The organism is Mesorhizobium sp. M0815 (assembly GCF_040319995.1).
Classification (GTDB): Bacteria; Pseudomonadota; Alphaproteobacteria; order Rhizobiales; family Rhizobiaceae; genus Mesorhizobium.
The window spans coordinates 179,816-204,949 of the sequence record NZ_JAMYOU010000003.1 but is presented as its reverse complement, the minus strand read 5'-3'; the positions used below and the strand labels follow the sequence as shown (position 1 = coordinate 204,949).

General features: G+C 62.9%; 27 protein-coding genes. 14 read left to right on the top strand and 13 right to left on the bottom strand.

Annotation, left to right across the window (positions count from 1 at the left end):
* Positions 1–28: 28 nt before the first annotated feature.
* Positions 29–490: a preQ(1) synthase gene (queF, locus tag NKI01_RS06015; protein ID WP_352962225.1), complete on the bottom strand. Its 462-nt coding sequence runs from the start codon at positions 488–490 to the stop codon at positions 29–31.
* Between the two features lie 114 nt (positions 491–604).
* On the opposite strand from queF, the gene NKI01_RS06010 reads away from it, so the two are divergent.
* Positions 605–2,650 carry an oxidoreductase gene (locus NKI01_RS06010; protein WP_352481281.1) on the top strand — a complete coding sequence of 682 codons (2,046 nt, stop codon included), beginning with the start codon at positions 605–607 and terminating at the stop codon, positions 2,648–2,650.
* Positions 2,651–2,791: 141 nt separating this feature from the next.
* On the opposite strand, the gene NKI01_RS06005 is transcribed toward NKI01_RS06010, so the two are convergent.
* Positions 2,792–3,199: a hypothetical protein gene (locus NKI01_RS06005; RefSeq protein WP_352962223.1), complete on the bottom strand. Its 408-nt coding sequence runs from the start codon at positions 3,197–3,199 to the stop codon at positions 2,792–2,794.
* Positions 3,200–3,316: 117 nt separating this feature from the next.
* Between NKI01_RS06005 and NKI01_RS06000 the strand changes: the two genes are divergently transcribed.
* Together NKI01_RS06000 and NKI01_RS05995 are read left to right on the top strand one after the other, a co-directional pair.
* Positions 3,317–3,745 (top strand): MarR family winged helix-turn-helix transcriptional regulator, encoded by a 429-nt coding sequence (locus tag NKI01_RS06000; RefSeq protein ID WP_023717184.1) that lies wholly within the window; start codon positions 3,317–3,319, stop codon positions 3,743–3,745.
* A gap of 20 nt (positions 3,746–3,765) precedes the next feature.
* Positions 3,766–4,008, top strand: a complete 243-nt coding sequence (locus NKI01_RS05995) for a type II toxin-antitoxin system Phd/YefM family antitoxin (RefSeq protein ID WP_023717185.1) — start codon at positions 3,766–3,768, stop codon at positions 4,006–4,008.
* Between the two features lie 5 nt (positions 4,009–4,013).
* Here the strand turns inward: NKI01_RS05995 and NKI01_RS05990 are convergent, their stop codons facing one another.
* Positions 4,014–6,086, bottom strand: a complete 2,073-nt coding sequence (locus NKI01_RS05990) for a putative bifunctional diguanylate cyclase/phosphodiesterase (protein WP_352962221.1) — start codon at positions 6,084–6,086, stop codon at positions 4,014–4,016.
* Between the two features lie 265 nt (positions 6,087–6,351).
* Here NKI01_RS05990 and NKI01_RS05985 point away from each other — a divergent pair, with 265 nt between their 5' ends.
* Positions 6,352–7,539, top strand: a complete 1,188-nt coding sequence (locus NKI01_RS05985; protein WP_352548954.1) for a glycine C-acetyltransferase — start codon at positions 6,352–6,354, stop codon at positions 7,537–7,539.
* 68 nt (positions 7,540–7,607) lie between these two features.
* Entirely contained in the window at positions 7,608–8,642 is a 1,035-nt protein-coding gene (tdh, locus tag NKI01_RS05980; RefSeq protein WP_023717188.1) for an L-threonine 3-dehydrogenase, read from the top strand.
* 197 nt (positions 8,643–8,839) lie between these two features.
* Here the strand turns inward: tdh and NKI01_RS05975 are convergent, their stop codons facing one another.
* The gene (locus NKI01_RS05975) at positions 8,840–9,289 is read right to left on the bottom strand and encodes a MarR family winged helix-turn-helix transcriptional regulator (RefSeq protein WP_023717189.1); all 450 of its coding nucleotides are present in this window, start codon (positions 9,287–9,289) and stop codon (positions 8,840–8,842) included.
* A gap of 137 nt (positions 9,290–9,426) precedes the next feature.
* On the opposite strand from NKI01_RS05975, the gene hmgA reads away from it, so the two are divergent.
* From hmgA to NKI01_RS05950, 5 genes are read left to right on the top strand one after another with little or no spacing between them, the layout of a single operon-like run.
* The gene (gene hmgA, locus NKI01_RS05970) at positions 9,427–10,740 is read left to right on the top strand and encodes a homogentisate 1,2-dioxygenase (protein WP_352640013.1); all 1,314 of its coding nucleotides are present in this window, start codon (positions 9,427–9,429) and stop codon (positions 10,738–10,740) included.
* Positions 10,741–10,750: 10 nt separating this feature from the next.
* A complete protein-coding gene (locus NKI01_RS05965) occupies positions 10,751–11,650 on the top strand; it encodes an MBL fold metallo-hydrolase (RefSeq protein WP_352481276.1) in 900 nt (299 codons plus the stop codon).
* A gap of 48 nt (positions 11,651–11,698) precedes the next feature.
* Complete coding sequence (locus NKI01_RS05960; protein WP_023717191.1) at positions 11,699–12,721, top strand: fumarylacetoacetate hydrolase family protein; 1,023 nt, start codon at positions 11,699–11,701, stop codon at positions 12,719–12,721.
* The gene (locus tag NKI01_RS05955) at positions 12,718–13,011 is read left to right on the top strand and encodes a hypothetical protein (RefSeq protein WP_352481275.1); all 294 of its coding nucleotides are present in this window, start codon (positions 12,718–12,720) and stop codon (positions 13,009–13,011) included. The genes NKI01_RS05960 and NKI01_RS05955 overlap by 4 nt, the downstream gene beginning before the upstream one ends.
* Before the next feature lie 4 nt (positions 13,012–13,015).
* The gene (locus tag NKI01_RS05950; protein ID WP_023717193.1) at positions 13,016–13,570 is read left to right on the top strand and encodes a DinB family protein; all 555 of its coding nucleotides are present in this window, start codon (positions 13,016–13,018) and stop codon (positions 13,568–13,570) included.
* Here NKI01_RS05950 and NKI01_RS05945 read toward each other — a convergent pair whose 3' ends face one another.
* The 3 genes from NKI01_RS05945 to hppD all read right to left on the bottom strand — a co-directional run bounded on the left by NKI01_RS05945 (position 13,571) and on the right by hppD (position 15,354).
* A complete protein-coding gene (locus NKI01_RS05945) occupies positions 13,571–13,948 on the bottom strand; it encodes a type II toxin-antitoxin system VapC family toxin (RefSeq protein WP_023717194.1) in 378 nt (125 codons plus the stop codon).
* Positions 13,945–14,169: a type II toxin-antitoxin system Phd/YefM family antitoxin gene (locus tag NKI01_RS05940; protein WP_023717195.1), complete on the bottom strand. Its 225-nt coding sequence runs from the start codon at positions 14,167–14,169 to the stop codon at positions 13,945–13,947. Before NKI01_RS05940 ends, NKI01_RS05945 begins: the two co-directional genes overlap by 4 nt.
* A gap of 69 nt (positions 14,170–14,238) precedes the next feature.
* Entirely contained in the window at positions 14,239–15,354 is a 1,116-nt protein-coding gene (gene hppD / locus NKI01_RS05935) for a 4-hydroxyphenylpyruvate dioxygenase (RefSeq protein ID WP_023717196.1), read from the bottom strand.
* Positions 15,355–15,507: 153 nt separating this feature from the next.
* Between hppD and NKI01_RS05930 the strand changes: the two genes are divergently transcribed.
* Positions 15,508–15,975 carry an Lrp/AsnC family transcriptional regulator gene (locus NKI01_RS05930; protein WP_023717197.1) on the top strand — a complete coding sequence of 156 codons (468 nt, stop codon included), beginning with the start codon at positions 15,508–15,510 and terminating at the stop codon, positions 15,973–15,975.
* 12 nt (positions 15,976–15,987) lie between these two features.
* On the opposite strand, the gene NKI01_RS05925 is transcribed toward NKI01_RS05930, so the two are convergent.
* From NKI01_RS05925 to aztA, 4 genes are all read right to left on the bottom strand, one after another.
* Positions 15,988–16,326 carry a protein tyrosine phosphatase family protein gene (locus NKI01_RS05925; RefSeq protein ID WP_023674411.1) on the bottom strand — a complete coding sequence of 113 codons (339 nt, stop codon included), beginning with the start codon at positions 16,324–16,326 and terminating at the stop codon, positions 15,988–15,990.
* A gap of 186 nt (positions 16,327–16,512) precedes the next feature.
* Complete coding sequence (aztC, locus tag NKI01_RS05920; protein WP_023717198.1) at positions 16,513–17,439, bottom strand: zinc ABC transporter substrate-binding protein AztC; 927 nt, start codon at positions 17,437–17,439, stop codon at positions 16,513–16,515.
* A gap of 22 nt (positions 17,440–17,461) precedes the next feature.
* Positions 17,462–18,337: a zinc ABC transporter permease AztB gene (gene aztB, locus NKI01_RS05915; protein ID WP_352481316.1), complete on the bottom strand. Its 876-nt coding sequence runs from the start codon at positions 18,335–18,337 to the stop codon at positions 17,462–17,464.
* Positions 18,337–19,152, bottom strand: coding sequence for a zinc ABC transporter ATP-binding protein AztA (gene aztA, locus NKI01_RS05910; protein WP_352481273.1), 816 nt, complete (start codon positions 19,150–19,152; stop codon positions 18,337–18,339). Before aztA ends, aztB begins: the two co-directional genes overlap by 1 nt.
* A 224-nt stretch (positions 19,153–19,376) precedes the next feature.
* Between aztA and NKI01_RS05905 the strand changes: the two genes are divergently transcribed.
* Positions 19,377–19,721, top strand: coding sequence for a RidA family protein (locus NKI01_RS05905; protein WP_352481272.1), 345 nt, complete (start codon positions 19,377–19,379; stop codon positions 19,719–19,721).
* 179 nt (positions 19,722–19,900) lie between these two features.
* Here the strand turns inward: NKI01_RS05905 and hutC are convergent, their stop codons facing one another.
* Both hutC and NKI01_RS05895 read right to left on the bottom strand, forming a co-directional pair.
* Positions 19,901–20,662: a histidine utilization transcriptional repressor HutC gene (gene hutC / locus NKI01_RS05900; RefSeq protein ID WP_352895294.1), complete on the bottom strand. Its 762-nt coding sequence runs from the start codon at positions 20,660–20,662 to the stop codon at positions 19,901–19,903.
* Positions 20,659–22,011 (bottom strand): formimidoylglutamate deiminase, encoded by a 1,353-nt coding sequence (locus tag NKI01_RS05895; protein WP_352962218.1) that lies wholly within the window; start codon positions 22,009–22,011, stop codon positions 20,659–20,661. The genes hutC and NKI01_RS05895 overlap by 4 nt, the downstream gene beginning before the upstream one ends.
* Positions 22,012–22,109: 98 nt before the next feature.
* Between NKI01_RS05895 and hutI the strand changes: the two genes are divergently transcribed.
* Positions 22,110–23,360 carry an imidazolonepropionase gene (hutI, locus tag NKI01_RS05890; protein WP_352962216.1) on the top strand — a complete coding sequence of 417 codons (1,251 nt, stop codon included), beginning with the start codon at positions 22,110–22,112 and terminating at the stop codon, positions 23,358–23,360.
* Positions 23,357–24,892 carry a histidine ammonia-lyase gene (hutH, locus tag NKI01_RS05885; protein WP_352495270.1) on the top strand — a complete coding sequence of 512 codons (1,536 nt, stop codon included), beginning with the start codon at positions 23,357–23,359 and terminating at the stop codon, positions 24,890–24,892. Before hutI ends, hutH begins: the two co-directional genes overlap by 4 nt.
* The last annotated feature ends 242 nt before the right edge of the window (positions 24,893–25,134 follow it).

Here is a 25,134-nt window from a genome sequence, read left to right as displayed (position 1 = left end):
GCAACGTATTTTCCTCAGAAACTCAGGCTCACCCGCGCCCGCGATAGGGGGCGACGCCGGTGTCGGGCAGCCACACACCTTCCGGCGGGGCGCCCGTCTGCCAGAACACGTCGATCGGAATGCCGCCGCGCGGATACCAGTAGCCGCCGATGCGCAACCACGATGGCTTGGTCGCGGCGATGATGCGGCGGCCGATCATGACGGTGCATTCTTCGTGGAACGCGCCATGGTTGCGAAACGAGGTCATGAACAGCTTGAGCGACTTCGATTCCACCAGCAGCGCATCGGGTGCGTAGTCGACGACGATATGGGCGAAGTCCGGCTGGCCGGTGACCGGGCAGAGCGAAGTGAATTCCGGGCAGGTGAAGCGAACGATGGCCGGCGGGCCGTCGCCGCGCGAAAATGGCACGGTTTCCAGGACTGCCGCTTCAGGGCTCTGTGGCGCCTCGACGTTGGTGCCGAGCTGGGTGAGGTTTTTCGTATCGGTCATGAGCAGGTTCCTTGCTGCATGTCGCCCAAAACTGCGCAGCGATTTTGGGATAGCGACATGCGTAAAAACAAAAATTTGCCGCTCAATAGCACAATTTGAAACAGCAGGAAGACGATGACTAGCAACGACCCGCTCCTCCAGCCCTATCAGCTCAAGCATCTGACGCTGAAGAACCGGGTGATGTCGACCAGCCATGAGCCGGCCTATTCTGAGGACGGCATGCCAAAGGAGCGGTACCGGCTCTACCATGCCGAAAAGGCCAAGGGCGGCATGGCGCTGACCATGACCGCCGGCTCGGCGATCGTCTCGCGCGACAGCCCGGCCGCCTTCGGCAATCTGCATGTCTATGACGACCGCATCGTGCCGTGGCTCGCCGAGCTTACCGATGCCTGCCACGAGCATGACTGCAAGGTGATGATCCAGATCACCCATCTCGGCCGCCGCACCGGCTGGAACAAGGCCGACTGGCTGCCGGTGCTGTCGGCTTCGCCGGTGCGCGAACCGGCGCATCGCGCCTTTCCCAAGATTATCGAGGACTGGGATATCGAGCGCATCGTCGCCGACTACGCGGCGGCCGCCCAGCGCTGCCAGGCTGCCGGCCTCGACGGCATCGAATTCGAGGCCTACGGCCACCTGATGGACGGCTTCTGGTCGCCGGCCACCAACCAGCGCGACGACGATTTCGGCGGCTCGCTCGACAACCGGCTGCGCTTCACCGGAATGGTGCTCGATGCGGTGCGTGCCGCGGTCGGCGAAAAGTTCGTCGTCGGCATCCGCATGGTCGCCGACGAGGATTTCGAGAAAGGCCTGTCGAAACAGGAAGGCGTCGAAATCGCCAGGCGGCTGGCCGGCTCCGGCAAGGTCGATTTCCTCAACATCATCCGTGGCTCGATCGAGACTGATGCCGCGCTGACAAAAGTCATTCCGGTGACCGGCATGCGGTCGTCGCCGCATCTCGACTTCGCCGGCGAGGTGAGGGCGGCGACGAAATTCCCGACCTTCCATGCTGCGCGGATTTCCGACGTCGCCACCGCGCGTTACGCCATCGCCACCGGCAAGCTCGACATGGTCGGCATGACGCGCGCCCATATCGCCGACCCGCACATCGTCAAAAAAGTGATGGAGGGCCGCGAGCACGAGATACGTCCTTGCGTCGGTGCAACCTACTGCCTCGACCGCATCTATGAGGGCGGTGAGGCGCTGTGCATCCACAATGCGGCAACGGGCCGCGAGGCTGATATCCCGCATATCATCCCGAAAACCGAGGGACCGAAGCGAAAGGTGGTCGTGGTCGGCGCCGGCGCCGGCGGGCTGGAGGCAGCGCGGGTCGCCGCCGAGCGCGGGCACCAGGTAACGGTGCTGGAAGCATCGAGCCAGGCCGGCGGCCAAGTGCGGCTGGCAACGCAGAACCCGCGCCGCAAGGAATTGATCGGCATCATCGACTGGCGGTTGGCCGAGCTGGACCGGCTCGGCGTCGAGATCCGCTACGACACCTGGGCGGAGAAGGACGACGTGCTGGCGCTGTCGCCGGACGTGGTGGTGATCGCCACCGGCGGCCTGCCGCAGAACCCGCCTCTGACTGCGGGCGACGATCTCGTCACCTCGAGCTGGGACATCATGGCCGGCAGCGTCAAGCCGGCCGAGAACGTGCTGCTCTATGACGACAATGGCGGCCATCAGGGCATGGGTGCTGCCGAACTGATCGCCAACAGCGGCGCCAGGCTGGAGCTGGTTTCACCAGAGCGCTTCTTCGCGCCGGAAATGGGCGGCATGAACCATGTGCCTTACATGCGCGCCTTCCAGGAAAAGGGTGTCACGGTGACCATCAACACACGGCTGCGTTCGGTGCGGCGCGAGGGCAACCAGCTGATCGCCGAGCTCGCCTCCGACTTCGCTGATGGCTGGCGCGGAGAGCGCCGCGTCGACCAGGTGGTGGTCGAGCACGGCACGCTGCCGCTCGACGATCTCTATCTGGCGCTGAAGCCGCTGTCGAAGAACGCCGGCGCGATCGACTACGAAAAGCTGGTCAATGGCGGCGACATCTTTCCCGTGCGCAATCCTCACGCCGGTTTCGTGCTCTTCCGCATCGGCGATGCAGTAGCCTCGCGCAACATCCACGCCGCCATCTATGACGGCATCAGGTTCGGCTTGCGAATCTGAGGAATATTTTGGATTGATTGGTGGCGCGCAGCCGAACCTCCGTACGGAGAGCCACCACGGTACTTCGGCTCGTTCTGCGCGCCGCGCACGCCGCCGGCTTGCGGCCGGACACCGTACGATCTTGCGATTGCGGCAGGCCGCTCAAAACATCCTGGCGGTAGCCATGCAGAACACGGTGATGACCAGCAGCCCGCCGGCGATGCGTTCGCCTTTTGTCATCTTCGCGCGCAACTGGGTTTGCGTCGCCGCATCAGCGCCGGCCAACTGCCTGCTGGCGGAACCCACCAGTGCGCCCTGGACCCCGGCGGCAATCAAGGCAGTCAAGATGCCCAGCGCCAGGACCTTCTCCATCGAGCCGAAGGAGCCGTTGTGGAAGAAATACCAGAGCAGCAAACCCGTGAGGAAAACCACGCCGGCCGCGCCCATTTGCGGCCGGAAGAAACGTTCCGCCCGGATCTCCGGTTCGCGGGCAACCGCGATGGTGGTGCCGGCCCAGAACACACCCGCCATGACGTGAAGGCCGAGGACGACGATGTAGACATATTGCATGACCGCATTTCCTCTCTTGCCCACCGCTAACCATATGGATAGATATCAAATGATTAGATGTCAACGCATAAGCTCGAGCCGGTTCCATAGGCTTTGCCCTTGTTCTAGTGTCGGATCATGACGCCCTTTGACCGCCCGCCGATCGGGATGAATCTCGCCCGCACCGCCAAGCTGGTCGCGCAGGCTTTCGACGCTGCCCTGGTCGAGGCGGGGGGCACGCTGCCGGTCTGGGTGACTTTGCTGTCGGTCAAGTCGCGGGAGCTGGCCAACCAACGCGAGCTCGCCGGCATGATCGGTATTCGGGGCGCAACACTGACCCATCATCTCAACGCCATGGAGACGCAAGGCCTGCTGATACGGCGCCGCGATCCCGAAAATCGCCGGGTTCACCAGGTGGAGCTGACCCAAGCCGGAGAAGCGCTGTTCCTGAAATTGCGCACCGCCGCGTTAGCCTTCGACAAGCGGCTGCGGAAGGGATTATCCGACGACAGGTTGGCGGAGTTTGCACAGGTGCTGGCCGCGCTGCGGGCCAATGTCGAAGGTTAGAATTAGGCTAGGAAAACGCTATGCGCGAAATTTCGCTGAAGGATGCCAGGACTACACTCTCGGCGCTGCTCGATCAGGTCGTCGCGGGAGAACCGGCGGCCATCACGCGGCGCGGCCGCAAGCAGGCGGTCATTTTGTCATTTCAGGACTACGAAAAACTGGCGCGTGTGCCCAACATTGGACAATTGCTGGCAGCATTTCCCGGTGATGAGGATGACCTTCCGCCTCGGCTCATCAGGTCGGTTCGCAAGCCCGAACCATGACGGATCTACGCCCGGCTGCCCTGCAGCACCGTCAGCCTGGCCTTCTTGGGCGCCCGGGCCACCAGCCATTCGCGCACCCTGTCCGGTGGCATCGGGAAAGCGATGGAATAGCCTTGCACCTGGTCGCAGCCGATCGCCATCAGCGAGTCGAGCTCGGCTTCGGTTTCGGCGCCCTCGGCGACGATCGAGATGCCGAGACCGCGGGCGAGCTCGGTGAGGGCACGCACGATCTTGGTGTTGCCGCTGTTCTCGTTGATGTTCTGGACGAAACGGCGATCGATCTTCAGCCGGTCGATCTCGTTTGGATTGACATGGCTGAGCGATGCGTAGCCGGTGCCGAAATCATCGAGCTCAAGATGGATGCCGGCGGCGCGGATGTGCCGCAGCTTTGCCGCGATACCGGTCTTCTCGTCATCGAGAATAACGGATTCGACGATCTCCAGCGATAGTTTGTGCGCGGGCAGGCCAGCCCTCTCCAGCGTACCGAACAGGAAGACTTCGAAATCTGTCTCGCGCAGCTCCGAGCCGGACACATTGACGGCGATCCGTCCGAAGGCGATGCCTGCGCGGTTCCATTCGGCTGCTTCGTCGATCGCCTTGGCAATAACGATGCGGCCGATCTCGGGCATCAAGCCGCATTTTTCTGCGATCGGGATGAACTCGCCCGGCGCGATCATGCCGCGCTCGGCATGCCTCCAGCGAACCAAAGCCTCGATGCCACTGATAGCGCCATCCGACAGCGACACCTGCGGCTGGAAATAGACTTCGAACGCCTTCTCAGAGATGGCGATCCTGATGTCGAGTTCGAGCTGCTTGCGATTATCAAGTTCGCGCCTCAGCTCATCGGAGAAGAACGACAAACTGCCGCCGCCCTGCCTCTTGGCTGAATAGAGTGCCAGATCGGCATGGACGAGCAGGTCCTGCGCATTGTCGGCGTCGACGGGGTAGACCGCAATCCCGGCACTTACGCCTGGATGGATCGTCGTGCCTTGGAAGATGACCGGCTCATTGAGTTTGGCCAGCATGCGTCTGGCGACGATATCGATGTCCGCGGTGCTGCCGGCGTCGTTGAGGACGACAACGAATTCGTCGCCTCCGAGACGCACGTTGAGATCCGACGTCCGGCAGGAATCGCGCATGCGCTGCGCGGCCACCACCAGCACATAATCGCCAGCGGCGTGGCCGAGTGTGTCGTTGATCTGCTTGAACCGGTCGAGGTCGAACTGCACTACGGCGACCCGCTCACGCCTTCGCTGCGCACCACTGATGAACGTATCGAAATGGTCGGTCAGGAAGGTACGGTTGTGCAGGCCGGTCAGCCCGTCATGCACGGCAATGAAGGCCATGGAATTGCGTGCATCGACCAGCTCGCGCGTCCGGCGCAAGATGGCATTCGACATCGGCCGGGAAATGAAAAGTGCCACCAGCAGGATGACGCCGATGGTCGAATAGAACAATGTGCGATGAAGATCGAGGAGCCTTTCGGAGCGCTGGTCCGCGTAGGCGCTGATGCGCTGGCCGAGTGCTGCGTAGCCCGACAATGTTGCGTTGGCAACGGAAGCGTCCAGATTAACGCGCTCCTCTCCGCCCTTGTAGCCGCCGCTGCCGGTCGTGTTGAGCCGCGATTCGAATGAAGAGATCAGACGCTTGCCGTTGGCGATAAGCCCGACCGAGAAATAGTCGAGATGGTACGGCTTGGCGAAAAGCACGCTCTCGATCGATTTCGGATCGAATCTTGCCGGCGACACCGGATCGGCGGCGGTCCGCTCGAGCAGCAGATCGTAGTTCTTCTCGAACTCCACTGTCGCTTGCTTGAGCGCGCTAACCAGGGCGTGCTGTTGATCGCGCGAGGCGCTGCCTGTTGCGCCGGCAAGGAAGACGATGCGCTGCGACAGGGCTTTTTGTGTGCTGACGATATCGAGCAGCGCCTGATTGTGCCGTTGGGTCGCCATCACCTGTTGCAGCAGGATGAAGGACGCCACTACCATGGCGGCTATGATCAGCAGAGCCAGCCAGTAGCCGGACTTGATCAGGAGTATAAGCCTGCCCGAAACGGCGTGCACCGGCTGCTGCGACATTTTCCGAGTCGGCCCTCTCGCCAACGAATTCTTGTGCGACAACCTTTGGCTTCAAAGTGTTAACAGGTTTGGGGCGGCAACAGGCCGGCGGCGGCGACCGTGGCGGGAAACCCGCAAAGTGGTTATTGCAATCTTTCGCAGCGCCTCTGCATTTGAACATCGTGGCCTCTGCCGTGCCATTGCCGCCACCGAAGCGGTCGCTTTTGCGATGGATTTTTCGTCCGCGCGGCGCGACAGTCCTCATCGATCTCAACAGGGCCTGATCATGACCGAAGCATTCCTTTCCCACATCGACAGCGAGCTTGAAGGACTGAAATCGGCAGGTCTCTACAAATCCGAGCGGGTGATAACCTCGACCCAATCGGCCGAGATCGAGGTGGGCGGCGAGAAGGTGCTGAATTTCTGCGCCAATAATTATCTCGGCCTCGCCGACAGCGCCGAACTGCGGGAAGCAGCCAAGCAGGCGCTCGACCGTTACGGCTACGGCATGGCGTCGGTGCGCTTCATCTGCGGCACGCAGGAAGAACACAAGCAGCTCGAGGCGACCATTTCTGATTTCCTCGGCATGGAGGACACTATCCTCTACGGCTCCTGCTTCGATGCTAATGGCGGCCTGTTCGAGACGCTGCTCGGCGAGGAGGATGCGGTCATCTCCGATGCGCTGAACCACGCCTCGATCATCGACGGCGTGCGGCTGTCGAAGGCAAAGCGCTTCCGCTACGCCAACAACGACATGGCCGATCTGGAGGCGCGGTTGAAAGACGCGAGCGACTGCCGGTTCCGGCTGATCGCCACCGACGGCGTGTTCTCGATGGATGGCACCATCGCCAATCTGAAGGGCGTCTGCGACCTCGCCGACAAATACGATGCGATGGTGATGGTCGACGACAGCCATGCAGTTGGTTTCGTCGGCAGGAATGGCCGTGGCTCGGCCGAACATTGTGGCGTCGAGGGCAGGGTGGACATCATCACCGGTACGCTCGGCAAGGCATTGGGCGGAGCGTCGGGCGGCTACACGTCGGGCAGGAAGCCGGTGGTCGACTGGCTGCGCCAGCGCTCGCGGCCCTATCTTTTTTCCAACACGCTGATGCCGGCGATCGCCGGCGCCTCGATAAAGGTCTTCGAACTGATCAAAGTCGGGGATGGATTGCGGAAGAGGCTCTACGACAATGCCGGGCATTTCCGGTCCGAGATGGGCAAGCTCGGCTTCACCCTGGCCGGCGCTGACCACCCGATCATCCCCGTGATGCTTGGCGATGCGACGCTGGCGCAGGAGATGGCGGCGCGGATGCTGAAGCGCGGCATCTATGTCATCGGCTTCTCGTTCCCGGTGGTGCCGAAGGGCCAGGCGCGCATCCGCACGCAGATGTCGGCCGCCCATTCCAGCGCAGACATCGATCGCGCGGTTGAGGCGTTCGCCGCAGTCGGTCGGGAACTCGGCGTGATTTCCTGAACGGCCGGAACCGAAAAGCGATTCCGGATCAAGAGGTTCAAGCGACTAAGGTTCTGGGGAACAAAAGAATGTCGAACATGATGAAGGCGCTGGTCAAGGCCAAGGCCGAGCCGGGCATCTGGATGGAAGAAGTGCCGGTGCCGGAGATCGGCCCCAACGACGTGCTGATCAAGATCAGGAAGACGGCGATCTGCGGCACCGACGTCCACATCTATAATTGGGACCAGTGGGCGCAAAAGACCGTGCCGGTGCCGATGGTTACCGGCCACGAATTTGTCGGAACCGTCGCCGATTTCGGTGCGGCGGTGACCGAGTACAAACTCGGCCAGCGCGTTTCCGGCGAAGGCCATATCGTTTGCGGCCATTGCCGCAACTGCCGGGCGGGCAGGGGGCATTTGTGCCGCAACACGCTCGGCGTCGGCGTCAACCGGCCGGGCGCCTTTGGCGAATACCTGGCGATCCCGCAGCACAATGTGGTGCCGATCCCCGACGACGTGCCCGACGAGATCGCGGCGATCTTCGATCCCTTAGGCAATGCTGTTCACACCGCATTGTCCTTTGATCTCGTCGGCGAGGACGTGCTGGTCACCGGCGCCGGGCCTATCGGCATCATGGGTGCACTGGTGGCGCAGTGCGTCGGCGCGCGAAAAGTGGTCATCACCGATATCAACCCGGTGCGCCTGGCACTGGCGAAAAAGCTTGGCGTTCAGCATGTCGTCGACGCATCGAAGGAAAAGCTGCGCGACGTGATGCCGGCGCTTGGCATGACCGAGGGCTTTGACGTCGGCCTCGAAATGTCGGGCGCAGCCCCTGCCTTCCGCGACATGATCGACACCATGAACAATGGCGGCAAGATCGCCATTCTCGGCATCGCGCCGACCGGCTTCGAAATCGACTGGAACAAGGTCATCTTCAAGATGCTGCATCTGAAGGGCATCTACGGCCGCGAGATGTTCGAGACCTGGTACAAGATGATTGCGCTGGTGCAGGGTCCTCTCGATGTCAGCGGCCTGATCACCCACCGCATCGGCATCGACGACTATGTTTCCGGCTTCGAAGCGATGAAGAGCGGCAATTCCGGCAAGGTGGTGATGGACTGGTAGGCGATCAGAAATGTTGGCGGGACAGCACCCCCCTCTGGCCTGCCGGCCATCTCCCCCTCAAGGGGGGGATTGGCAGCTTCGCCGACATCGCTCTTCTTTGGAGATTGGCGAAAGCCGAAGCGACGTCCAATCTCCCCCTTGAGGGGGAGATGTCCGGCAGGACAGAGGGGGTGTGAACGATCGCTGCGTAGCAGCTTTCACAGCTCCTTTCGTCGATCCGGCAACGCCATCTCCAGGGCCGCCACTCCGCTGACAACGGCCGCTCGCTGTTCCGTGCTCAGCCTCGCAAGCAATTCCAGCTCGAACGCTTTAGCCAGCGGCACCATCTCGCGATAGGCGACAAGGCCAGCTCGGGTCAGCGTCAGATGCTCGACCCGCCTGTCTTTTCCATCCGGTGTGCGAGTGAGCCAGCGGCGCCGTTCGAGCTCGGCGACGGCTCGCGAAACCTTGGTCTTGTGCATGGCCGACTGCTCGCCGAGTTCCGTCGCGGTCATGGTGCCGTGCTGGCCGAGCCCGGCCAGCGTGCGCCATTCGGGTCGGGTCAGGCCGTGACGGTCCTTGTATATCCTGGAGAATTCCCGGCTGACGGCATCGGCGAGACGGTAGAGCCGGTAGGGCAGGAAGCTTTCGAGTTCCAGGACGTCCATGATTTTGTATCCCGGCAGACGCCGCGGTTGATAGTTACATTTTCAATGGTTACAGATGAAACCAGTTTGGTCAATGCTTGAGTGCCGCAGCCATCGGAGGCGAGGAGCGCGCTCTGTCAGTATCCAGGGAGGATGCCATGGCCTATTCCTACATGCCGGGTTTCGGCAACGACTTCGAGACCGAGACTTTGCCGGGCTCGCTGCCGCAAGGACGCAACTCGCCGCAGCGGCCGGCCTACGGCCTCTACGCCGAGCAGCTTTCGGGCTCTCCTTTCACTGCGCCGCGCGGCACCAATGAGCGCTCCTGGCTTTATCGGATAAGGCCGAGCGTCAGGCATACCGGTCGCTTCAAAGCGGCGAATTATCCGCTGTGGAAAAGCGCGCCGAACGTCGGCGACCACCAGCTCGCTCTCGGCCAGTATCGCTGGAGCCCCGTGCCGATGCCGAAAGAGCCGACAGACTTCATCGCCGGCATGCGCTCGATCACCACCGCCGGCGACGTGCTCGGCCAGACCGGCATGGCGGCACATGTCTATGTCGCCAACCGTTCGATGGCCGACGACCATTTCTTCAACGCCGACGGCGAGTTGCTGGTCGTGCCCCAGGTTGGAGCCTTGCGCTTGATCACCGAGATGGGCGTCATCGAACTCACGCCAGGCGAGATCGCCGTGCTACCGCGTGGCCTGGTGTTCAAGGTCGAACTGTTGGATGCCGAAGTGCGCGGCTATGTCTGCGAGAATTACGGCGCCAAGCTGACGCTGCCGGATCGCGGCCCGATCGGCGCCAATTGCCTGGCCAATCCGCGCGATTTCAAGACGCCCTGCGCCTGGTTCGAGGATAAGGACACGCCCTGTCGGCTGATCGTGAAATGGTGTGGCCAGTTCCATGTCACCGAGATCGATCATTCACCGCTCGATGTGGTGGCGTGGCACGGCAACTATTCACCCTACAAATATGATCTTGCGACGTTTTCCCCCGTCGGCGCGATCCTGTTCGATCATCCCGACCCATCGATCTTCACCGTGCTGACCGCGCCGAGCGGCGAGGAAGGCACTGCCAATATCGATTTCGTCATCTTTCCGCCGCGCTGGCTGGTTGCCGAAAATACGTTCCGCCCGCCGTGGTATCACCGCAACATCATGAGCGAGTTCATGGGCCTGATCCATGGTCAGTACGATGCCAAGGAAGAGGGCTTTGTGCCCGGCGGCATCAGCCTGCACAACATGATGCTGGCCCACGGACCCGATGCGCCTGGCTTCGAAAAGGCCTCGCGCGCGGAGCTGAAACCGGTCAAGCTCGCCAACACCATGGCCTTCATGTTCGAGACACGCTTCCCGCAGATGGTGACCCGCTATGGCGCCGAGCTCGAAACCCGGCAGGACAATTATATCGACTGCTGGGCCGATCTGAAGAAACGCTTCAACGGCACGCCCGAGGGCGACTGGTCTTGAGCGCCGTCGCATGATGGATCGTCTGGTGCTTCTTGGCTCGAAGGGTGGTCCGGCGCTCCGGCCGGGCGGACCGTGGCCGAGTTCATCGCTGCTGGAGATTGGCGGCCGCACCCTCGTCGTCGATTGCGGGCTGGGCGTAACGCGCGGGCTGACCGATGCCGGCGTCAGTCTGAAGGCGCTTGACCTGATCTTCATCACGCATTTGCATTCAGACCATGTGCTGGAACTCGGACCGTTGATCCACACCGCATGGACGGCCGGCCTGGGGACAAAGGTCACCGTATTCGGCCCGCCCGGCATCGGCTACTACTGGCAGCGCTTTTGCCAGGCGATGGAGTTCGACATCGAGATCCGCATCGCCGACGAAGGGCGGCCGGATCTCCGCGACCTGGTCTCGATTGTCGAGTTTGGTGAAGGGCAGGTGGCGGAAGAGCGCGGTCTCAAAATATCGGCCTTGCGTGTCGACCACCCGCCGGTGACGGACTGCTTTGCGCTGCGCTTCGAGCAAGCCGGGCAAAGCATCGTCTTCTCGTCCGATACGGCGTTCTTTCCGCCATTGTCGGATTTCGCCGAAGGCGCCGACGTCCTGGTCCACGAGGCCATGCTGGAAGAGGGCATCGAGCGGTTGGTCGCGAAGACCGGCAACGGTGCAAGACTGAGGGAACACCTGCTTGCCAGCCACAGCTTTGCCGAGGAAGCGGGCCGCATCGCCAGCGATGCAGGCGTCAAAAGACTGGTCCTCAACCATCTCATTCCCGCCGACGATCCCGAGATCGGCGAGGCCGACTGGATTGCCGCCGTCAGGAAAACATGGGCCGGCGACTTGACGATCGCCCGCGACGGCCTTGTTGTGGGGCTGGAGCATGATCTCGAAAAGTGGAAACCGGTTTTCGGAAGAGATCATGCCTAGAACAAAAAATCAAAGCAGCACCAAAGCTGCGCCAGGAGAGGAAACCGCATGAAGCTTGCCACCTTGAAGGACGGGACGCGCGACGGAAAACTCGTCGTCGTCTCGCGCGACCTGACGCGGTTTACCGATGCGTCGTTCCTGGTGCGGACGCTGCAGGCCGCGCTCGATGACTGGCGTCGGATCGCGCCGCATCTCACCGCCATGGCCGAATCGCTGGAGAACAATGCGGTGCCGTCGGCTCGCTTTCACGAGCACGACGCCCATTCGCCGCTGCCGCGCGCCTACCAATGGGCCGACGGCTCGGCCTATGTGAACCATGTCGAGCTGGTGCGGAAGGCGCGCGGCGCCGAGATGCCGGCAAGCTTCTGGACCGATCCGCTGATCTACCAGGGCGGTTCGGACGCCTTCCTCGCACCGCGCGACCCAATCCGCATGATCGACGAGACCCTTGGCATCGACCTGGAAGGCGAGGTCGCCGTCATTGTCGACGACGTGCCGATGGGCGCTGGCCTCGACGAGGCGCGGGCAGCGATCCGGCTGGTCATGCTGGTCAACGACGTGACGCTGCGCGGCCTGACCGGACCCGAGCTTGCCAAGGGGTTCGGCTTCTTCCAGTCGAAACCGTCATCAGCCTTTTCGCCGGTTGCGGTGACGCCGGACGAACTGGGCGATGCCTGGGACGGCGGCAAGGTCAGCCTGCCGCTGCTGGTCGATCTCAACGGCAAACCGTTCGGCCGGGCGAACGCCGGCATCGACATGACCTTCGACTTTCCGGCGCTGATTGCCCATGCCGCAAAAACGCGGCCGCTGGCCGCCGGCACCATCGTCGGTTCGGGCACCGTCTCCAACAAGCTCGATGGCGGGCCGGGCAAGCCTGTCTCGGCGGGCGGCGCCGGCTATTCCTGTATCGCCGAGTTGCGTATGATCGAGACCATCGAAGCCGGCGAACCGAAGACGCCGTTTCTGCGCTTTGGCGATACCGTGCGCATCGAGATGAAGGACAGGGGCGGGCATTCGATCTTCGGCGCCATCGAGCAGAAGGTCGAGAAATACGAGGGGGCAAGAGAATGACAGGCGAGACATTCTATCTCCTGTGCGGTGTCTGGGCCCTTGTCATGCTGGCGATCTTCATCCCGGCGATCCGGCTGAGCTATCGCATCGAGGCGCGCTCGCCCGGCCTGACCAACCGCAGCGGCTTTCCGCGCAAGGCGATGATGTTTCACACCGTCACCAACACGAACGTCGCGCGTGACCAGGAAACGCAAGGCATGCGGCGGCGCATGATCGGGCTGCTGCTGATTGTTCTCGCTGGATTCCTGCTAATGGGGGCAGGCTTGTCGTTGGTCCGGTCAGCTGCGTGAAGTCATGGACCTGCTGAACCATTTCCGCCGCATGGCGCGCAACAATCTCTGGTCGAACGACCGGCTTTATGGCGCCGTACTGCAGCTTAAGCCTGGTGAATTCGAAGCCGAGCGAACCAGCTTCTTCCCGTCGATCAAGGCAACGCTGAACCACATTCTGGCGGTCGATCACCTCTATCTCGATTTTCTCGAAGAGGGCGGCGTCGGCGCCGCGGCCTATGATGAGTTCTTGCGCTTCGACGAAGCGGACGCGCTCTTTGGCAAGCGGGCGGAGGCCGACCGGCGGCTGATCGCTTTTTGCGACCGCCTGTCGGCGGACGATCTCGAACGCCGCGTCGTCACTGATCGGCGCGAGGACGGCATGATACCGGAGCGGATCGGCGATTTGCTCGCCCATCTCTTCATCCACGACATCCATCATCGCGGCCAGGTGCACGCGATGCTGTCTGGCACCTCGGTGAAACCGCCACAACTCGACGAGTTCTTCCTCGATTACGATGTTAAGTTGAGGAAAGCCGAAGTCGAGCGGCTGGGACTGCGAGACCAACTGCTTGGCTAATTATGCCAAAGCCACATCGTAACTGGCGAAATGCGGGTCGGATGTAAGGATGGTGAGATTCTCCATTTGCGCCTGCGCAATCAGAAGTCTGTCGAACGGATCACCATGGTGGTGGGGTAGGCTGCCGACGGCGTTTGCGTGCTGGAAGGTTACGGCGAGCGGCTGAAATTGCATCCTTGGAAGCAGCGTTGGCAGGTCGTCCGGCGCATCGAGTTTTCTGATCGAGCGTTTGATGGCAATTTCCCAGACGCTAGCCGCGCTCGCGAACACCACCGCTTCCGAAGCCAGAATAGCGCGGTGGTGCTCGCTGAGACGCCGATCGTCCGAAATCGACCAGAGGATGATGTGTGTGTCGGCGAGAAACGGGCCGACCGTCATTTCACGTACTCATCCCACTCGGGACCGAGTTCATCAAAATCGTCCGCAATCCAGATCTTGCCCTTCAATGCGCCGATACGCGGCAGGGATTCGGCCACTGCCGGAGGTACGATACGCGCCGCCACCTTGCCGTGGCGTGTGAGCACGATCTCCTCGCCGGCTTCCGCACGGCTGACGAGTTCCGACAATTTGGCCTTGGCTTCGGCAATGGAAACATTCATGACTCGATCCTTTATGACCAGAATTTAGGTCATAACTGATCAAACCACAAGGCACCTCGGCCGAACTGGCTACGCTGCCTTGCCGTCCACCTTCAGCACGCCGCGCTTGATCTGGTCCTGCTCGATGGATTCGAACAGAGCGCGGAAATTGCCCTCGCCAAAACCTTCGTCGCCCTTCCTCTGGATAAACTCGAAGAAGATCGGCCCGATCACAGTCTTTGAAAAAATCTGCAGCAGGATCTTGGTCGTGCCGCCGTCGACGACGCCTTCGCCGTCGATCAGGATGCCGTGCCTTTTCATGCGCTCGATCGGCTCTTCATGGCCGTTCACGCGGGCATAAGACATGTCGTAATAGGTCTCGGGCGGGCCCGGCATGAACTTCAGGCCGTTGGCGGCCAGCCTGTCGGTGGCGCCGTAAATGTCGTCGGTGCCGACGGCGATGTGCTGGATGCCCTCGCCATTGTACTTCTTCAGATATTCGGCGATCTGGCTGGTCTCGTCCTTGGACTCGTTGAGCGGGATGCGGATCTTGCTGCAGGGCGAGGTGATGGCGCGGCTGACCAGGCCGGTGATCTTGCCGTCGATGTCGAAGAAATGGATCTGCTTGAAGCCGAACAGGTCGCGGTAGAAATCCCACCATTTGTCCATCTGGCCGCGATAGACATTGTGGGTCAGGTGGTCGAGATAATAGAAGCCGACGCCTTCCGGCCTGGGATCGCGCTCGCCCAGCCAGTCGAACTCGGCGTCGTAAGCCGAGCCCTTCTCGCCATAGGTTTCGATGAAATAGAGCAGCGATCCGCCGATACCGACGATTGCCGGCACGTCGAGCGACTTGCCGGCGCCTTCATAGGGCGTCGCGCCCTTGGCAACGGCGTGGTCGAAGGCATGCCTGGCATCGACCACCCGCCACGCCATCGAGGCGGCGCAAGGGCCGTGCTTGTCGACGAATTTCATCGCATGCGAGCCGGGTTCGGCATTGACGACATAATTGATGTCGCCCTGCCGCCAGACGGTGATGTCCTTGCTGCGGTGCTTGGCCACCGGCACGTAGCCCATGCGGGTGAAAAGCTCGGCGAGCTTTTCCGGCTCGGCATGCGCGAATTCGACGAATTCGAAGCCGTCGGTGCCGGCGGGATTGGTTTTGCTGATCTTGGCGGGCGGTGCGTCGTGCGGGAAGGGACCCATGGCATTGCTCCGAAATCTGGCCCGAAATCTGGCATTGGCCGCATCGGCCATATCTGAGCCCAATCATAGCGCGGAGCGAGTGCAAATTGCTTGCATTCAAACGCTTGAAATGTTCCGATCATGCGCAACTTGTGCATGACCGGGTCGAAATCCATGGATGAAGCGCGCATTGACCAGTTTGACCGCAAGATAATGGCTCTGCTGCAGGCCGACGCGCGGTTGACCAACAACGATTTGTCGGAACGAGTGAATCTGTCAGCGTCGCAATGCTCGCGCCGTCGCCAGCGGCTGGAGGAGGACGGTTATATCAAGGGCTACCGGGCGGTGCTCGACCGCGACAAGCTCGGCTTTTCCCTGGTCAACGTCATTTCGGTGACGCTCGCCACCCACAACCGCGACAATGCGCGGCGTTTCGGCGAATTAGTGGCGCGGCTGCCGCAAGTGCAGGAAGCGCACGCGCTGACCGGCGAGATGGATTATATATTGAAAGTGGTGACGCCGGACCTGAAGTCGCTGTCGGAATTCGTCAACAGCGTGCTGCTCCCGCACGAATCGGTGCAGCATGTGAAGACGGCGATCGTGCTGGAGACGTTGAAGGAGACCGGCGCGCTGCCGATCTGAGGGCGCGAACGTTCACCCCTTCGATTGCTGGATCAGCCCATAGAGATTGGTGCAGCGGGCGCCGGACCGGCAATAGGCGAACACCGGGCCTTCGAGTTCGTCGAGCGCCTCAGCCTGGTCCTCGACATTCTCGGCCGTGATCTGGCCGCTGATGACGGGGATGTAGCGGAAGGCGAGCCCGGCGCCCTCGACCGCCGCCTTGACGGTGTCGGCCGATGGCTGGCCGGGCTGCTCGTCGTCCGGCCGGTTGCAGATCACGCTCTTGAAGCCGGCGGCCTTGATGGTCGCGACATCCTCGGGCTGGATCTGGCCCGAGACCGAATAGTCCTCGCTGATCTGACGGTATTCCATGGCTGGGGTCCTCGCAATCTGGTTAGCGGCAGTCTTGCCACTCCCTGACCCGGTCGGCAATCCGCGCGAAAAGAAATCCATCCGCGCAGATAGAGATTTCGATGCCGGAAATCCAGCCGGGCTAACGCCGCATGTCGCCAGGACGCATCATGCGCCAGCCCGGCTGGATGAACCGGATCGGTCGGCTCAGCTGCCGAGGATCGCGCCTTTGATCTGGGCGATGTTGTTGTGCATCAGGTCGATATAGGTCGAGGCCGGGCCGTCGGGCTGTGAGAGCGCATCGGAATAGAGCGTGCCGCCCACCTTGATGCCGGTCTCGCTGGCGATCTGCTCGATCAGCCGCGGATTGGTGATGTTCTCGACGAAGATCGCCGCCGCCTTGTCCTGTTTCACCTGGCTGACCAGCTTGGCGACGTCGGCGGCGGAGGGCTCCGACTCGGTCGACACGCCTTCCGGGGCCAGGAACGTCAAGCCGTAGGCCTGCTCGAAATAGCCGAAGGCATCATGCGAGGTGATGACGACGCGCTTCTCTTGCGGGATCGACTGGATCGCTGCCTGTACCTCGCCCTCGAGCGCATCGAGCTTTTGCGTATAGGCGGCTGCATTGGCCTTGTAGCTGTCGCAACCCGCAGCGTCGGCCGTGCAGAAGGCGTCGGCGATGTTCTTCACATAGATCTTGGCATTGGCGATCGACTGGAAGGCGTGCGGATCGGTTGCCGTCTCACCATCGGCGTGGGCGTCGGCCTCGGCGAATTCGGGCTTGAAATTGATCGGCGTGACGCCCTTGGTCAGCACGGCGACGGTCGCCTTGGTTGCGCTGGCGTCGACCAGGCGCTGCAGAAAACCTTCGAAATGCAGGCCGTTGACCAGCACGATGTCGGCCTTGGCCATCGCCACCGCATCGGCTGGGCTCGGCTCGTAGACATGCGCATCCCCGTTCGGCCCGACGATGGTGGTCAGATCGATCCGGTCGCCGCCGACATTCTTGGCGAAGTCTCCGATGATGGTGAAACTGGCGACCACTTTCAACGGCTCCGCGAAAGCCGAAGATGCGCCAAAGGCGGTTAATGTTATAACGCTCACGGCCAAAGCGGCGCGGATCGATTTCAGCATGGACAAGTCTCCTTCGTTGGGATCAGGCAGTTCTGTGGCGGTGATGGATGATGCGGGCGCGCAGGATGCCGCGCGTCCCGAACAGGATCGAGGCGAAATAGACGACGCCGGCGGACAGGATGATGGCCGGGCCGGAGGGCAGCGACGCATGATAGGACAACAGCAGCCCGGCAATGCAAGAGGCAAAGCCGATCACTGTCGCCAGCACGCACATCGGCTCGACGCGCGAGGTCCAGAAGCGGGCCGCCGCTGCCGGCAGCATCATCAGCCCGACCGACAGCAAGGTGCCGAGCGCCTGGAAGCCGCCGACGAGGTTGAGCACGACGAGGCCGAGAAAGATGAAATGCACCGGGCTGCCCATCCGGCTGACCGAGCGCAGGAACAAGGGGTCGAGGCATTCGGCGACCAGCGCTCGCCAGAAGATGGCGAGGCTGACCAGCGTCACCACGACGATGCCGCCGATCAGCGTCAGCGCCTCGTTGTTCAGCGCCAGCACGGTGCCGAAAAGCACATGCATGAGATCGACGCTGGAGCCGCGGATCGACACCATAAGCACGCCGATCGCCAGCGAAATCAGATAGAAGGCCGCCATCGAGGCGTCCTCGCGCTGGATGGTGAAGCGCGAGACGGCGCCGGCGCCGAGCGCCACGATGATGCCGGCGATCAGTCCGCCGATGGTCATCGGCAGGATCTCCAGGCCATAAAACAGGAAGCCGGCGGCAGCACCCGGCAGGATGGCATGGGCCATGGCGTCGCCGGACAGGCTCATGCGCCGCAGCATCAGGAACACGCCGACCGGGCAGGCGCCGAGCGACAGCATCATCGAGCCGGCGAGCGCCCGCTGCATGAAGGCGTAGTCGGCAAACGGGGCGACGAAAAGACCGTAAAGCACGTCCATCATGCCGCCCTCGGCCCGGAGCCGTGATGATGGTCATGGCTATGCTCGTGGCTGCTGTGATCGTGCACACTGTGATCATGCTCGCCAGGCTCGCACCATGGCGCGTTGTCCTCCCAGGCTTCGTGGAAGCGGCGCGCGCGCAACAAATTCTCCGGCCGCAGCGTCTCTCTGGTCTCGCCCCAGGCGACCGGCTGGCGCGCCAGGAGCAGTGTTTCGGGGAAATTCTGCCGCACCAGGTCGAGATCGTGGACGACCACCATGATCGTACGCTCCTCGCCATGCCAGCGCTTGATCAGTGCGATCAGGTCGCCGACGGTCTTCGTGTCGACGGCATTGAACGGCTCATCGAGCAGGATGAGCTCGGCATCCTGCAACAGCACGCGGGCAAACAGCGTGCGCTGCAGCTGGCCGCCCGACAACGTGTCGATCGGCCGCTTCTCGAAACCGCCGAGGCCGACGGCCATCAGCGCCTTGCTGACCGAGTCGCGATCTTCCCTGGTATAGCGGCCGAGCATGCCACGCCGCGGCCACAGGCCAAGCGAAACCAGGTCGACGACCCGGGCCGGAAAGGAGCGGTCGAGCTCGGACTGCTGCGGCAGGTAGGCGGCGCGCACGCCGGGCGCCCGGATCACCGCGCCGGCCATCGGCTTCAGGACGCCAACGATGCCCTTCATCAGCGTCGACTTGCCGGAGCCGTTGGCGCCGACGACCGCCGTCAAGGACCCCTTGCGGATCGTACCATTGAGGTGGTGGATCGCAGGATGGCTGTTATAGCCCAGCGTCAGGTCGCGGAAGGTCAGGCAGGTTTGGCTCATGTGACGATCCATGGGGCGACGATCGGTGCTGCAGGGGCGGATTCGATATGTGATGTTATTACATTAGTCAACAAGCCAATCGGGCGGAATTGCGGCCGGGCCGTCATGTTGTCCGCTTTGGCTTGGCTCAAGAGGTTCCGCTCGAGCGGCCTTGCTCGAAGCCAGCAGCGATCCTAAACAGGCGCAGCCGACAAGAGAAAGCCGGACAAGAGAAGGAATATCCAATGAGCATTCGTCGCATCGATGTAGGCCCGCGCATGAGCCAGATCGTGATCCACGGCAACACCGTCTATCTGGCCGGTCAGGTCGGCAAGCCGGGTGGAAACGTCGGCGCCCAGACAAAAGACATTCTGGCGGCGATCGACGAATTGCTGGCCAAGGCCGGCACCGACAAGACCAAGATCCTGCAGGCGATCATCTGGCTGGCCGACATGAGCACCTTTGCCGAGATGAACGCCGAGTGGGACAAATGGGTACCGCAGGGCAACACGCCGGCCCGCGCCACCGGCGAGGCCAAGCTTGCCGGACCGGAATATCTGGTCGAGATCATTGTCACCGCGGCGATTTGAGCAGCTCCGTAGGTTCCCCCTCATCCGGCCGCTTCGCGGCCACCTTCTCCCCGAGGGAGAAGAGACTGGCGCTGGCACCAGCGATCTCCTCTCCCCTCGGGGAGAGGTCGGATTGCCCCGAATGCTCTTCGCAATTCGGGGCAATCCGGGTGAGGGGGTCTGACCCTCAGTTGAAATGCTCACCCCTGCGACGGCGTGAACCGCGCCACCAGCGTGTGGCTCTCGGCCGCGTAGGTGAACCGGACATGGGTGACGGGGTGCTCGGCGCTCCATGTTCGCCGCTCGATCACCAGGCACGGCGCGCCGGTCGCGATGTCGAGAGCCGCCGCGATATGCTTGTCGGCTGCAACCGCGCGGATGCGATGCTCGGCCGCACTCCATGGCACACGGCCGATCAGCCACGGACCGGGCGCCGTGTCGAAAAACGCCTCTTCGGCGGCCTCCGGCACGGCAGCCAGGTTGATCAGCCGCTGCTCGTGGGCGAACGGCCGGTTGCCGGCGAAATGCCGGCATTCCAGCGCCAGCACCGGCCCGGCGACGTCGAGTTCCAGCAGGGCGCGATCGTCGGCACTGCTGCGCCTTCTGCTTCCCGCCACGCGCTCGTAGCGGTAGGGCAGGCCAAGTGCCTCGACCTCGATTCGGATGTCGTGGATTTCGAGAACGGCCGCCTGCGATTGCGGCCGGCGGACAAAACTGCCGGAGCGACGCCGGCGCTCGATCAGCCCGGCCTTGGCCAATTGCGACAGCGCCTTGTTCACCGTCATGCGCGAACATCTGTATTCTTCCGTCAGTTCATGCTCGAACGGAATGCGGTGGCCGGGCGCCCAGGCGCCGGACAGGATCCGTTCGCTGATGTCCGACAGGATGCGCTGGTGTAGCGAAAGGGCCTCGCCGCCGTCCGCGCTTCCAGAATCCGCGCTTATCGCCTCGATCATGCTCATGCCGAAAGCGCCGTCATCACCTTGCGGAAGCGCTCGGCAATGGCATCGCGTCTTGCATGCCTGCCGTCGCTGACCAGTTTCCTGCCATGCACCCAGACGCAATCGATCTTGGTGCCGTTGGCAAAAATCCAGGCGTCGAGGATCGCATCACCTGCCTTGCCCGCCAACGATGGATGCTTGCCGTCGAGCGAGACGAGATCGGCCGAGGCACCGGCAGTGATCCGCGAGGCGCCGGCGCCCAACGCGGAACTGCCACCCTCGAGCGCCGCATCGAACAACGCGCGACCGGTCGATCCGCCGGCCACCGCCAACACGTTGCGGGCGCGGTGGGCGAGGCGCTGCGAATATTCGAGTTGCCGCAACTCGTTCGGCAGGCCGATCAGCACGTTGGAATCCGAACCGATGCCGAAGCGGCCGCCATGCTGCATGAACAGCGGCGCGGCAAAGGTGCCGTCGCCGAGATTGGCCTCGGTGATCGGGCAGAGGCCGGCAACGGCGCCGCTTTTCGCCATATCGGTCGTCTCGGTGTCGGTCATGTGGGTGGCGTGGATGAGGCACCAGCGGTGGTCGACCTTGGCATTGGCAAGCAGCCATTCGACCGGCCGCGCCCCGGACCAGGCAAGGCAGTCCTCGACCTCCTTCATCTGCTCGGCGATGTGGATGTGGATCGGCCCCTCCGGCGCCATCGCCGTGATGTTTTCCAGTTCCTCGGGTGTCACGGCACGCAGGCTGTGTGGGGCCACGCCGACGACAGCCTGAGTCAACGCGCGAAGGGATTCGCGGCTTTTCTCAACAAGCCGCGAGAACTGGTTCACATCGTTGATGAATCGCCGCTGGCCTTCATTTGGCGCAGCGCCGTTGAAAGAGGAATGCGCGTAGAAGACGGGCAGCAAAGTCAGCCCGATGCCTGTCTCGGACGCTGCGGCAACGATGCGCTCAGCCATCTCGGCGATATTGGCATAGGGCCGGCCGTCGCGGTCGTGGTGGAGATAGTGAAACTCGCCGACGCGCGAGAACCCGGCCTCCAGCATCTCGACATAGAGCTGCGCTGCGACCGCCTCGACCTGGTCCGGCGTCATCGACAGCGCAAAGCGGTACATCACCTCGCGCCAGCTCCAGAAACTGTCGGCGGAAGGGCCGCGCAATTCGGCAAGGCCGGCCATGCCGCGCTGGAAGGCATGGCTGTGCAGGTTCGGCATGCCGGACAAAAGGACAGAATGGCGCTCGTCGCCAGGCAGAGGCGAGGTATTCGCCTCGGCCGTTGCGATCTTGCCGTCGGAGATTACGATCCGCACATCGCTGCGCCAGCCGTCGGGCAGAACTGCCTGTTCCGCAAAAATCGCCGTCACGTCTTTCTCCAAATCCCGGTTGGCCATGTGATGATAGCGCTTGCAGTGCCTTTTGATATGTATATACATAATAACTCCCGATTGAAACGGAAAAGATGATGGCTGGAGAGAGCAAAAACCGGGCAGGGGAGCTTCGCCTCTGGCGCAATGCGCGCCTCGCGACCATGGCCGATAACAGCGCCGGGTTAGGCGTCGTCGAGCACGGCGCCATCGCGGTGCGCAGCGGCCGGATCGTCTATGCCGGGCCGGAAGCCGACATGCCGGCGGCGCTCCGCCCCAGAGCACTTGGCAAAGACGCCGAGGCGACCGACTGCGAAGGCCGCTGGATCACCCCTGGCTTGATCGACTGCCACACCCATCTGGTCCATGCCGGCAACCGTGCCAATGAATTCGAGATGCGGCTGGCCGGCGCCACCTATGAGGAGGTCGCCAAGGCCGGCGGCGGCATCGTTTCCTCGGTCAAGGCTCTGCGCGCCGCGAGCGAGGACGAGCTGGTCGCCCAGTCGCTCCCACGCCTCGACGCGCTGATCGCCGAAGGCGTCACCACCATCGAGATCAAGTCGGGCTACGGTCTCGACCTCGAAAACGAGAAGAAATCGCTGCGCGCCGCGCGACGGCTGGGCGGTGAGCGGCCGGTGACGGTCAGAACCACTTTCCTCGGCGCTCATGCGCTGCCGCCCGAAGCAAAAGGCGACAAGGACGCCTTTATCGATCTTGTCGCCAACGAGATTTTGCCGGCCGTCGCTGCCGACGGCCTTGCCGATGCCGTCGACGGTTTTTGCGAGGGCATTGCCTTTTGGCCCGAGCAGATCGCACGCGTGTTCGATGCCGCGAAGGCGGCGGGCCTGCCGGTCAAGCTCCATGCAGACCAGCTGTCCAATCTGCACGGCGCGGAACTTGCGGCACGCTATGGTGCGCTATCGGCCGATCACCTCGAATATACCGACGAGGCGGGCGCGGCGGCGATGGCGAAGGCAGGAACCGTGGCGACCATCCTGCCCGGCGCCTACTACTTCATCCGCGAGACCAAGAAGCCGCCGATCGCCCTGTTTCGCCAGCATGGCGTCAGGATGGCCGTTGCCACCGATAACAATCCCGGCACCTCGCCGCTGACCTCGCTGCTGCTGACCATGAACATGGCGGCGACATTGTTCGGCCTGACCGTCGATGAATGCCTTGCCGGCGTCACGCGCGAGGCTGCCCGCGCGCTCGGGTTGCTTGGACAGACCGGTACGCTGGAGGTCGGAAAATCCGCCGATCTGGCGATCTGGGACGTCGAACGCCCGGCCGAACTCGTCTACCGCATGGGCTTCAACCCGCTGCATGCCCGCATCTGGAGGGGACAATGACCGAACTCAAGCTCAGGCCAGGCAATGCCAAGCTGGCCGATTGGCGCGCCATCTATCGCGGCGCCGCACTGAGGCTCGACGATGCCTGCCGGCCGAAGATCAAGGCCAGCGCCGAGGCCGTCGCCAGGATCGTTGCCAAGGGCGAGCCGGTCTACGGCATCAACACCGGCTTCGGCAAGCTGGCCAGCGTGCGCATCCCCGCCGCCGACCTCGAGACGCTGCAGCGAAACATCGTGCTGTCGCATGCCGCCGGCGTCGGCGAGCCGATGCCGCTGGCAATTTGCCGGCTGATGATGGCGCTGAAGCTGGCCAGCCTGGCCCAGGGCGCCTCCGGCGTGCGGCCGCGGACGATCGAGCTGCTCGAGGCGATGCTGGCCAACGACGTTATCCCCGTGGTGCCGGCGCAAGGCTCGGTCGGCGCTTCCGGCGACCTCGCGCCGCTGTCGCACATGACCGCGGTGATGATCGGTGTCGGCGAATGCTTTACCCCGCATGGCCGCTTCCCGGCCAAGGTCGCCTTTGTCTCGCACGGCCTGGAGCCGGTGATATTGGGCGCCAAGGAAGGCCTTGCGCTGCTCAACGGTACGCAGTTTTCGACCGCCTATGCGCTGGCGGCTTTGTTCGAGGCGGAAGTGCTCTATCAGTCAGCGCTGGTCGCCGGCGCGTTGTCGACCGATGCCGCCAAGGGCTCCGACGCGCCGTTCGATCCACGCATCCATCTGCTCAGGAAACATCGCGGCCAGATCGAGACGGCCGAGGCGTTGCGTAATTTGATGGCCGGCAGCGCCATCCGTGAATCGCACCGCGTCGGCGACGAGCGCGTGCAGGACCCATACTGCCTGCGCTGCCAGCCGCAGGTGATGGGCGCAGCACTCAGCGTGCTGCGTCAGGCCGCCGATACGCTCGGCACCGAGGCCAATGGCGTCACCGACAATCCGCTGATCTTTGCCGAGGACGACACAGCGCTTTCTGGCGGAAATTTCCACGCCGAGCCGGTGGCCTTCGCCGCCGACATGATCGCGCTCGCCGTCTGCGAGATCGGCTCGCTGTCGGAACGGCGCATCGCCATGCTGGTCGACCCGGCGCTGTCGGGCATGCCGGCCTTTCTGACGCCCAAGCCGGGTCTGAATTCCGGTTTCATGATCCCGCAAGTGACAGCCGCGGCGCTCGTCTCGGAAAACAAACAAAAAGCGTATCCGGCCAGCGTCGATTCGATCCCGACCTCGGCCAACCAGGAAGACCACGTCTCGATGGCGGCACATGGCGCGCGCCGGCTCATCGGCATGGTCGAGAATGCGACGGCCGTCATCGGCATCGAATTGCTGGCCGCGGCGCAAGGCTGCGATTTCCATGCCCCGCTGGCCTCGAGCGCGGCACTGGAGGCGGTGCGCCGGCTGGTCAGGGCAGAGGTGCCGCATCTCGACAACGACCGGCACTTCCATCCCGACATGGAGAAGGCCATCGCCATGGTACGCAGCGGCGCGGCGGTGGAAGCGGCAAGCGCGGTAAAGCTGCCGGGAGTGACGTCGTGAGACTGTACGCCGCCACAGGTCGGACGTTGGCGAAACCCTCGACGCCAGCTGATCTCCCCCCAAGTGGGGGAGATGTCCGGCAGGACAGAGGGCGGCGCTGTCCCGCCAACCTCAGCCCGGCAATACCGAAATTTTCAAAGTCAAAAACAAAAAACCCGCCTCGAGGGCGGGTCGTCGGTGACAATCATCACCATACCCATATTAGTAGCATAGCTGCCGGCACAAAGCAAGAACAAAATACG

Excerpts from the sequence above, each read along its gene's own strand:
- NKI01_RS05945 (WP_023717194.1), bottom strand. The coding sequence starts at position 13,948 with ATGACGGTCGGCCCGTTTCTCGCCGACACACACATCATCCTCTGGTCG.
- hutH (WP_352495270.1), top strand. The coding sequence starts at position 23,357 with ATGACCGAACTCAAGCTCAGGCCAGGCAATGCCAAGCTGGCCGATTGG.
- NKI01_RS06005 (WP_352962223.1), bottom strand. The coding sequence starts at position 3,199 with ATGCAATATGTCTACATCGTCGTCCTCGGCCTTCACGTCATGGCGGGT.
- NKI01_RS05955 (WP_352481275.1), top strand. The coding sequence starts at position 12,718 with ATGACAGGCGAGACATTCTATCTCCTGTGCGGTGTCTGGGCCCTTGTC.
- hppD (WP_023717196.1), bottom strand. The coding sequence starts at position 15,354 with ATGGGTCCCTTCCCGCACGACGCACCGCCCGCCAAGATCAGCAAAACC.
- tdh (WP_023717188.1), top strand. The coding sequence starts at position 7,608 with ATGTCGAACATGATGAAGGCGCTGGTCAAGGCCAAGGCCGAGCCGGGC.
- NKI01_RS05960 (WP_023717191.1), top strand. The coding sequence starts at position 11,699 with ATGAAGCTTGCCACCTTGAAGGACGGGACGCGCGACGGAAAACTCGTC.
- NKI01_RS05950 (WP_023717193.1), top strand. The coding sequence starts at position 13,016 with ATGGACCTGCTGAACCATTTCCGCCGCATGGCGCGCAACAATCTCTGG.
- hutI (WP_352962216.1), top strand. The coding sequence starts at position 22,110 with ATGGCTGGAGAGAGCAAAAACCGGGCAGGGGAGCTTCGCCTCTGGCGC.
- NKI01_RS06000 (WP_023717184.1), top strand. The coding sequence starts at position 3,317 with ATGACGCCCTTTGACCGCCCGCCGATCGGGATGAATCTCGCCCGCACC.
- aztA (WP_352481273.1), bottom strand. The coding sequence starts at position 19,152 with ATGAGCCAAACCTGCCTGACCTTCCGCGACCTGACGCTGGGCTATAAC.
- hmgA (WP_352640013.1), top strand. The coding sequence starts at position 9,427 with ATGGCCTATTCCTACATGCCGGGTTTCGGCAACGACTTCGAGACCGAG.
- NKI01_RS05975 (WP_023717189.1), bottom strand. The coding sequence starts at position 9,289 with ATGGACGTCCTGGAACTCGAAAGCTTCCTGCCCTACCGGCTCTACCGT.
- NKI01_RS05925 (WP_023674411.1), bottom strand. The coding sequence starts at position 16,326 with ATGGAATACCGTCAGATCAGCGAGGACTATTCGGTCTCGGGCCAGATC.
- NKI01_RS05940 (WP_023717195.1), bottom strand. The coding sequence starts at position 14,169 with ATGAATGTTTCCATTGCCGAAGCCAAGGCCAAATTGTCGGAACTCGTC.
- NKI01_RS05985 (WP_352548954.1), top strand. The coding sequence starts at position 6,352 with ATGACCGAAGCATTCCTTTCCCACATCGACAGCGAGCTTGAAGGACTG.
- aztC (WP_023717198.1), bottom strand. The coding sequence starts at position 17,439 with ATGCTGAAATCGATCCGCGCCGCTTTGGCCGTGAGCGTTATAACATTA.
- NKI01_RS05930 (WP_023717197.1), top strand. The coding sequence starts at position 15,508 with ATGGATGAAGCGCGCATTGACCAGTTTGACCGCAAGATAATGGCTCTG.
- NKI01_RS05995 (WP_023717185.1), top strand. The coding sequence starts at position 3,766 with ATGCGCGAAATTTCGCTGAAGGATGCCAGGACTACACTCTCGGCGCTG.
- NKI01_RS05990 (WP_352962221.1), bottom strand. The coding sequence starts at position 6,086 with ATGTCGCAGCAGCCGGTGCACGCCGTTTCGGGCAGGCTTATACTCCTG.
- NKI01_RS05965 (WP_352481276.1), top strand. The coding sequence starts at position 10,751 with ATGATGGATCGTCTGGTGCTTCTTGGCTCGAAGGGTGGTCCGGCGCTC.
- queF (WP_352962225.1), bottom strand. The coding sequence starts at position 490 with ATGACCGATACGAAAAACCTCACCCAGCTCGGCACCAACGTCGAGGCG.
- NKI01_RS06010 (WP_352481281.1), top strand. The coding sequence starts at position 605 with ATGACTAGCAACGACCCGCTCCTCCAGCCCTATCAGCTCAAGCATCTG.
- aztB (WP_352481316.1), bottom strand. The coding sequence starts at position 18,337 with ATGGACGTGCTTTACGGTCTTTTCGTCGCCCCGTTTGCCGACTACGCC.
- NKI01_RS05905 (WP_352481272.1), top strand. The coding sequence starts at position 19,377 with ATGAGCATTCGTCGCATCGATGTAGGCCCGCGCATGAGCCAGATCGTG.
- hutC (WP_352895294.1), bottom strand. The coding sequence starts at position 20,662 with ATGAGCATGATCGAGGCGATAAGCGCGGATTCTGGAAGCGCGGACGGC.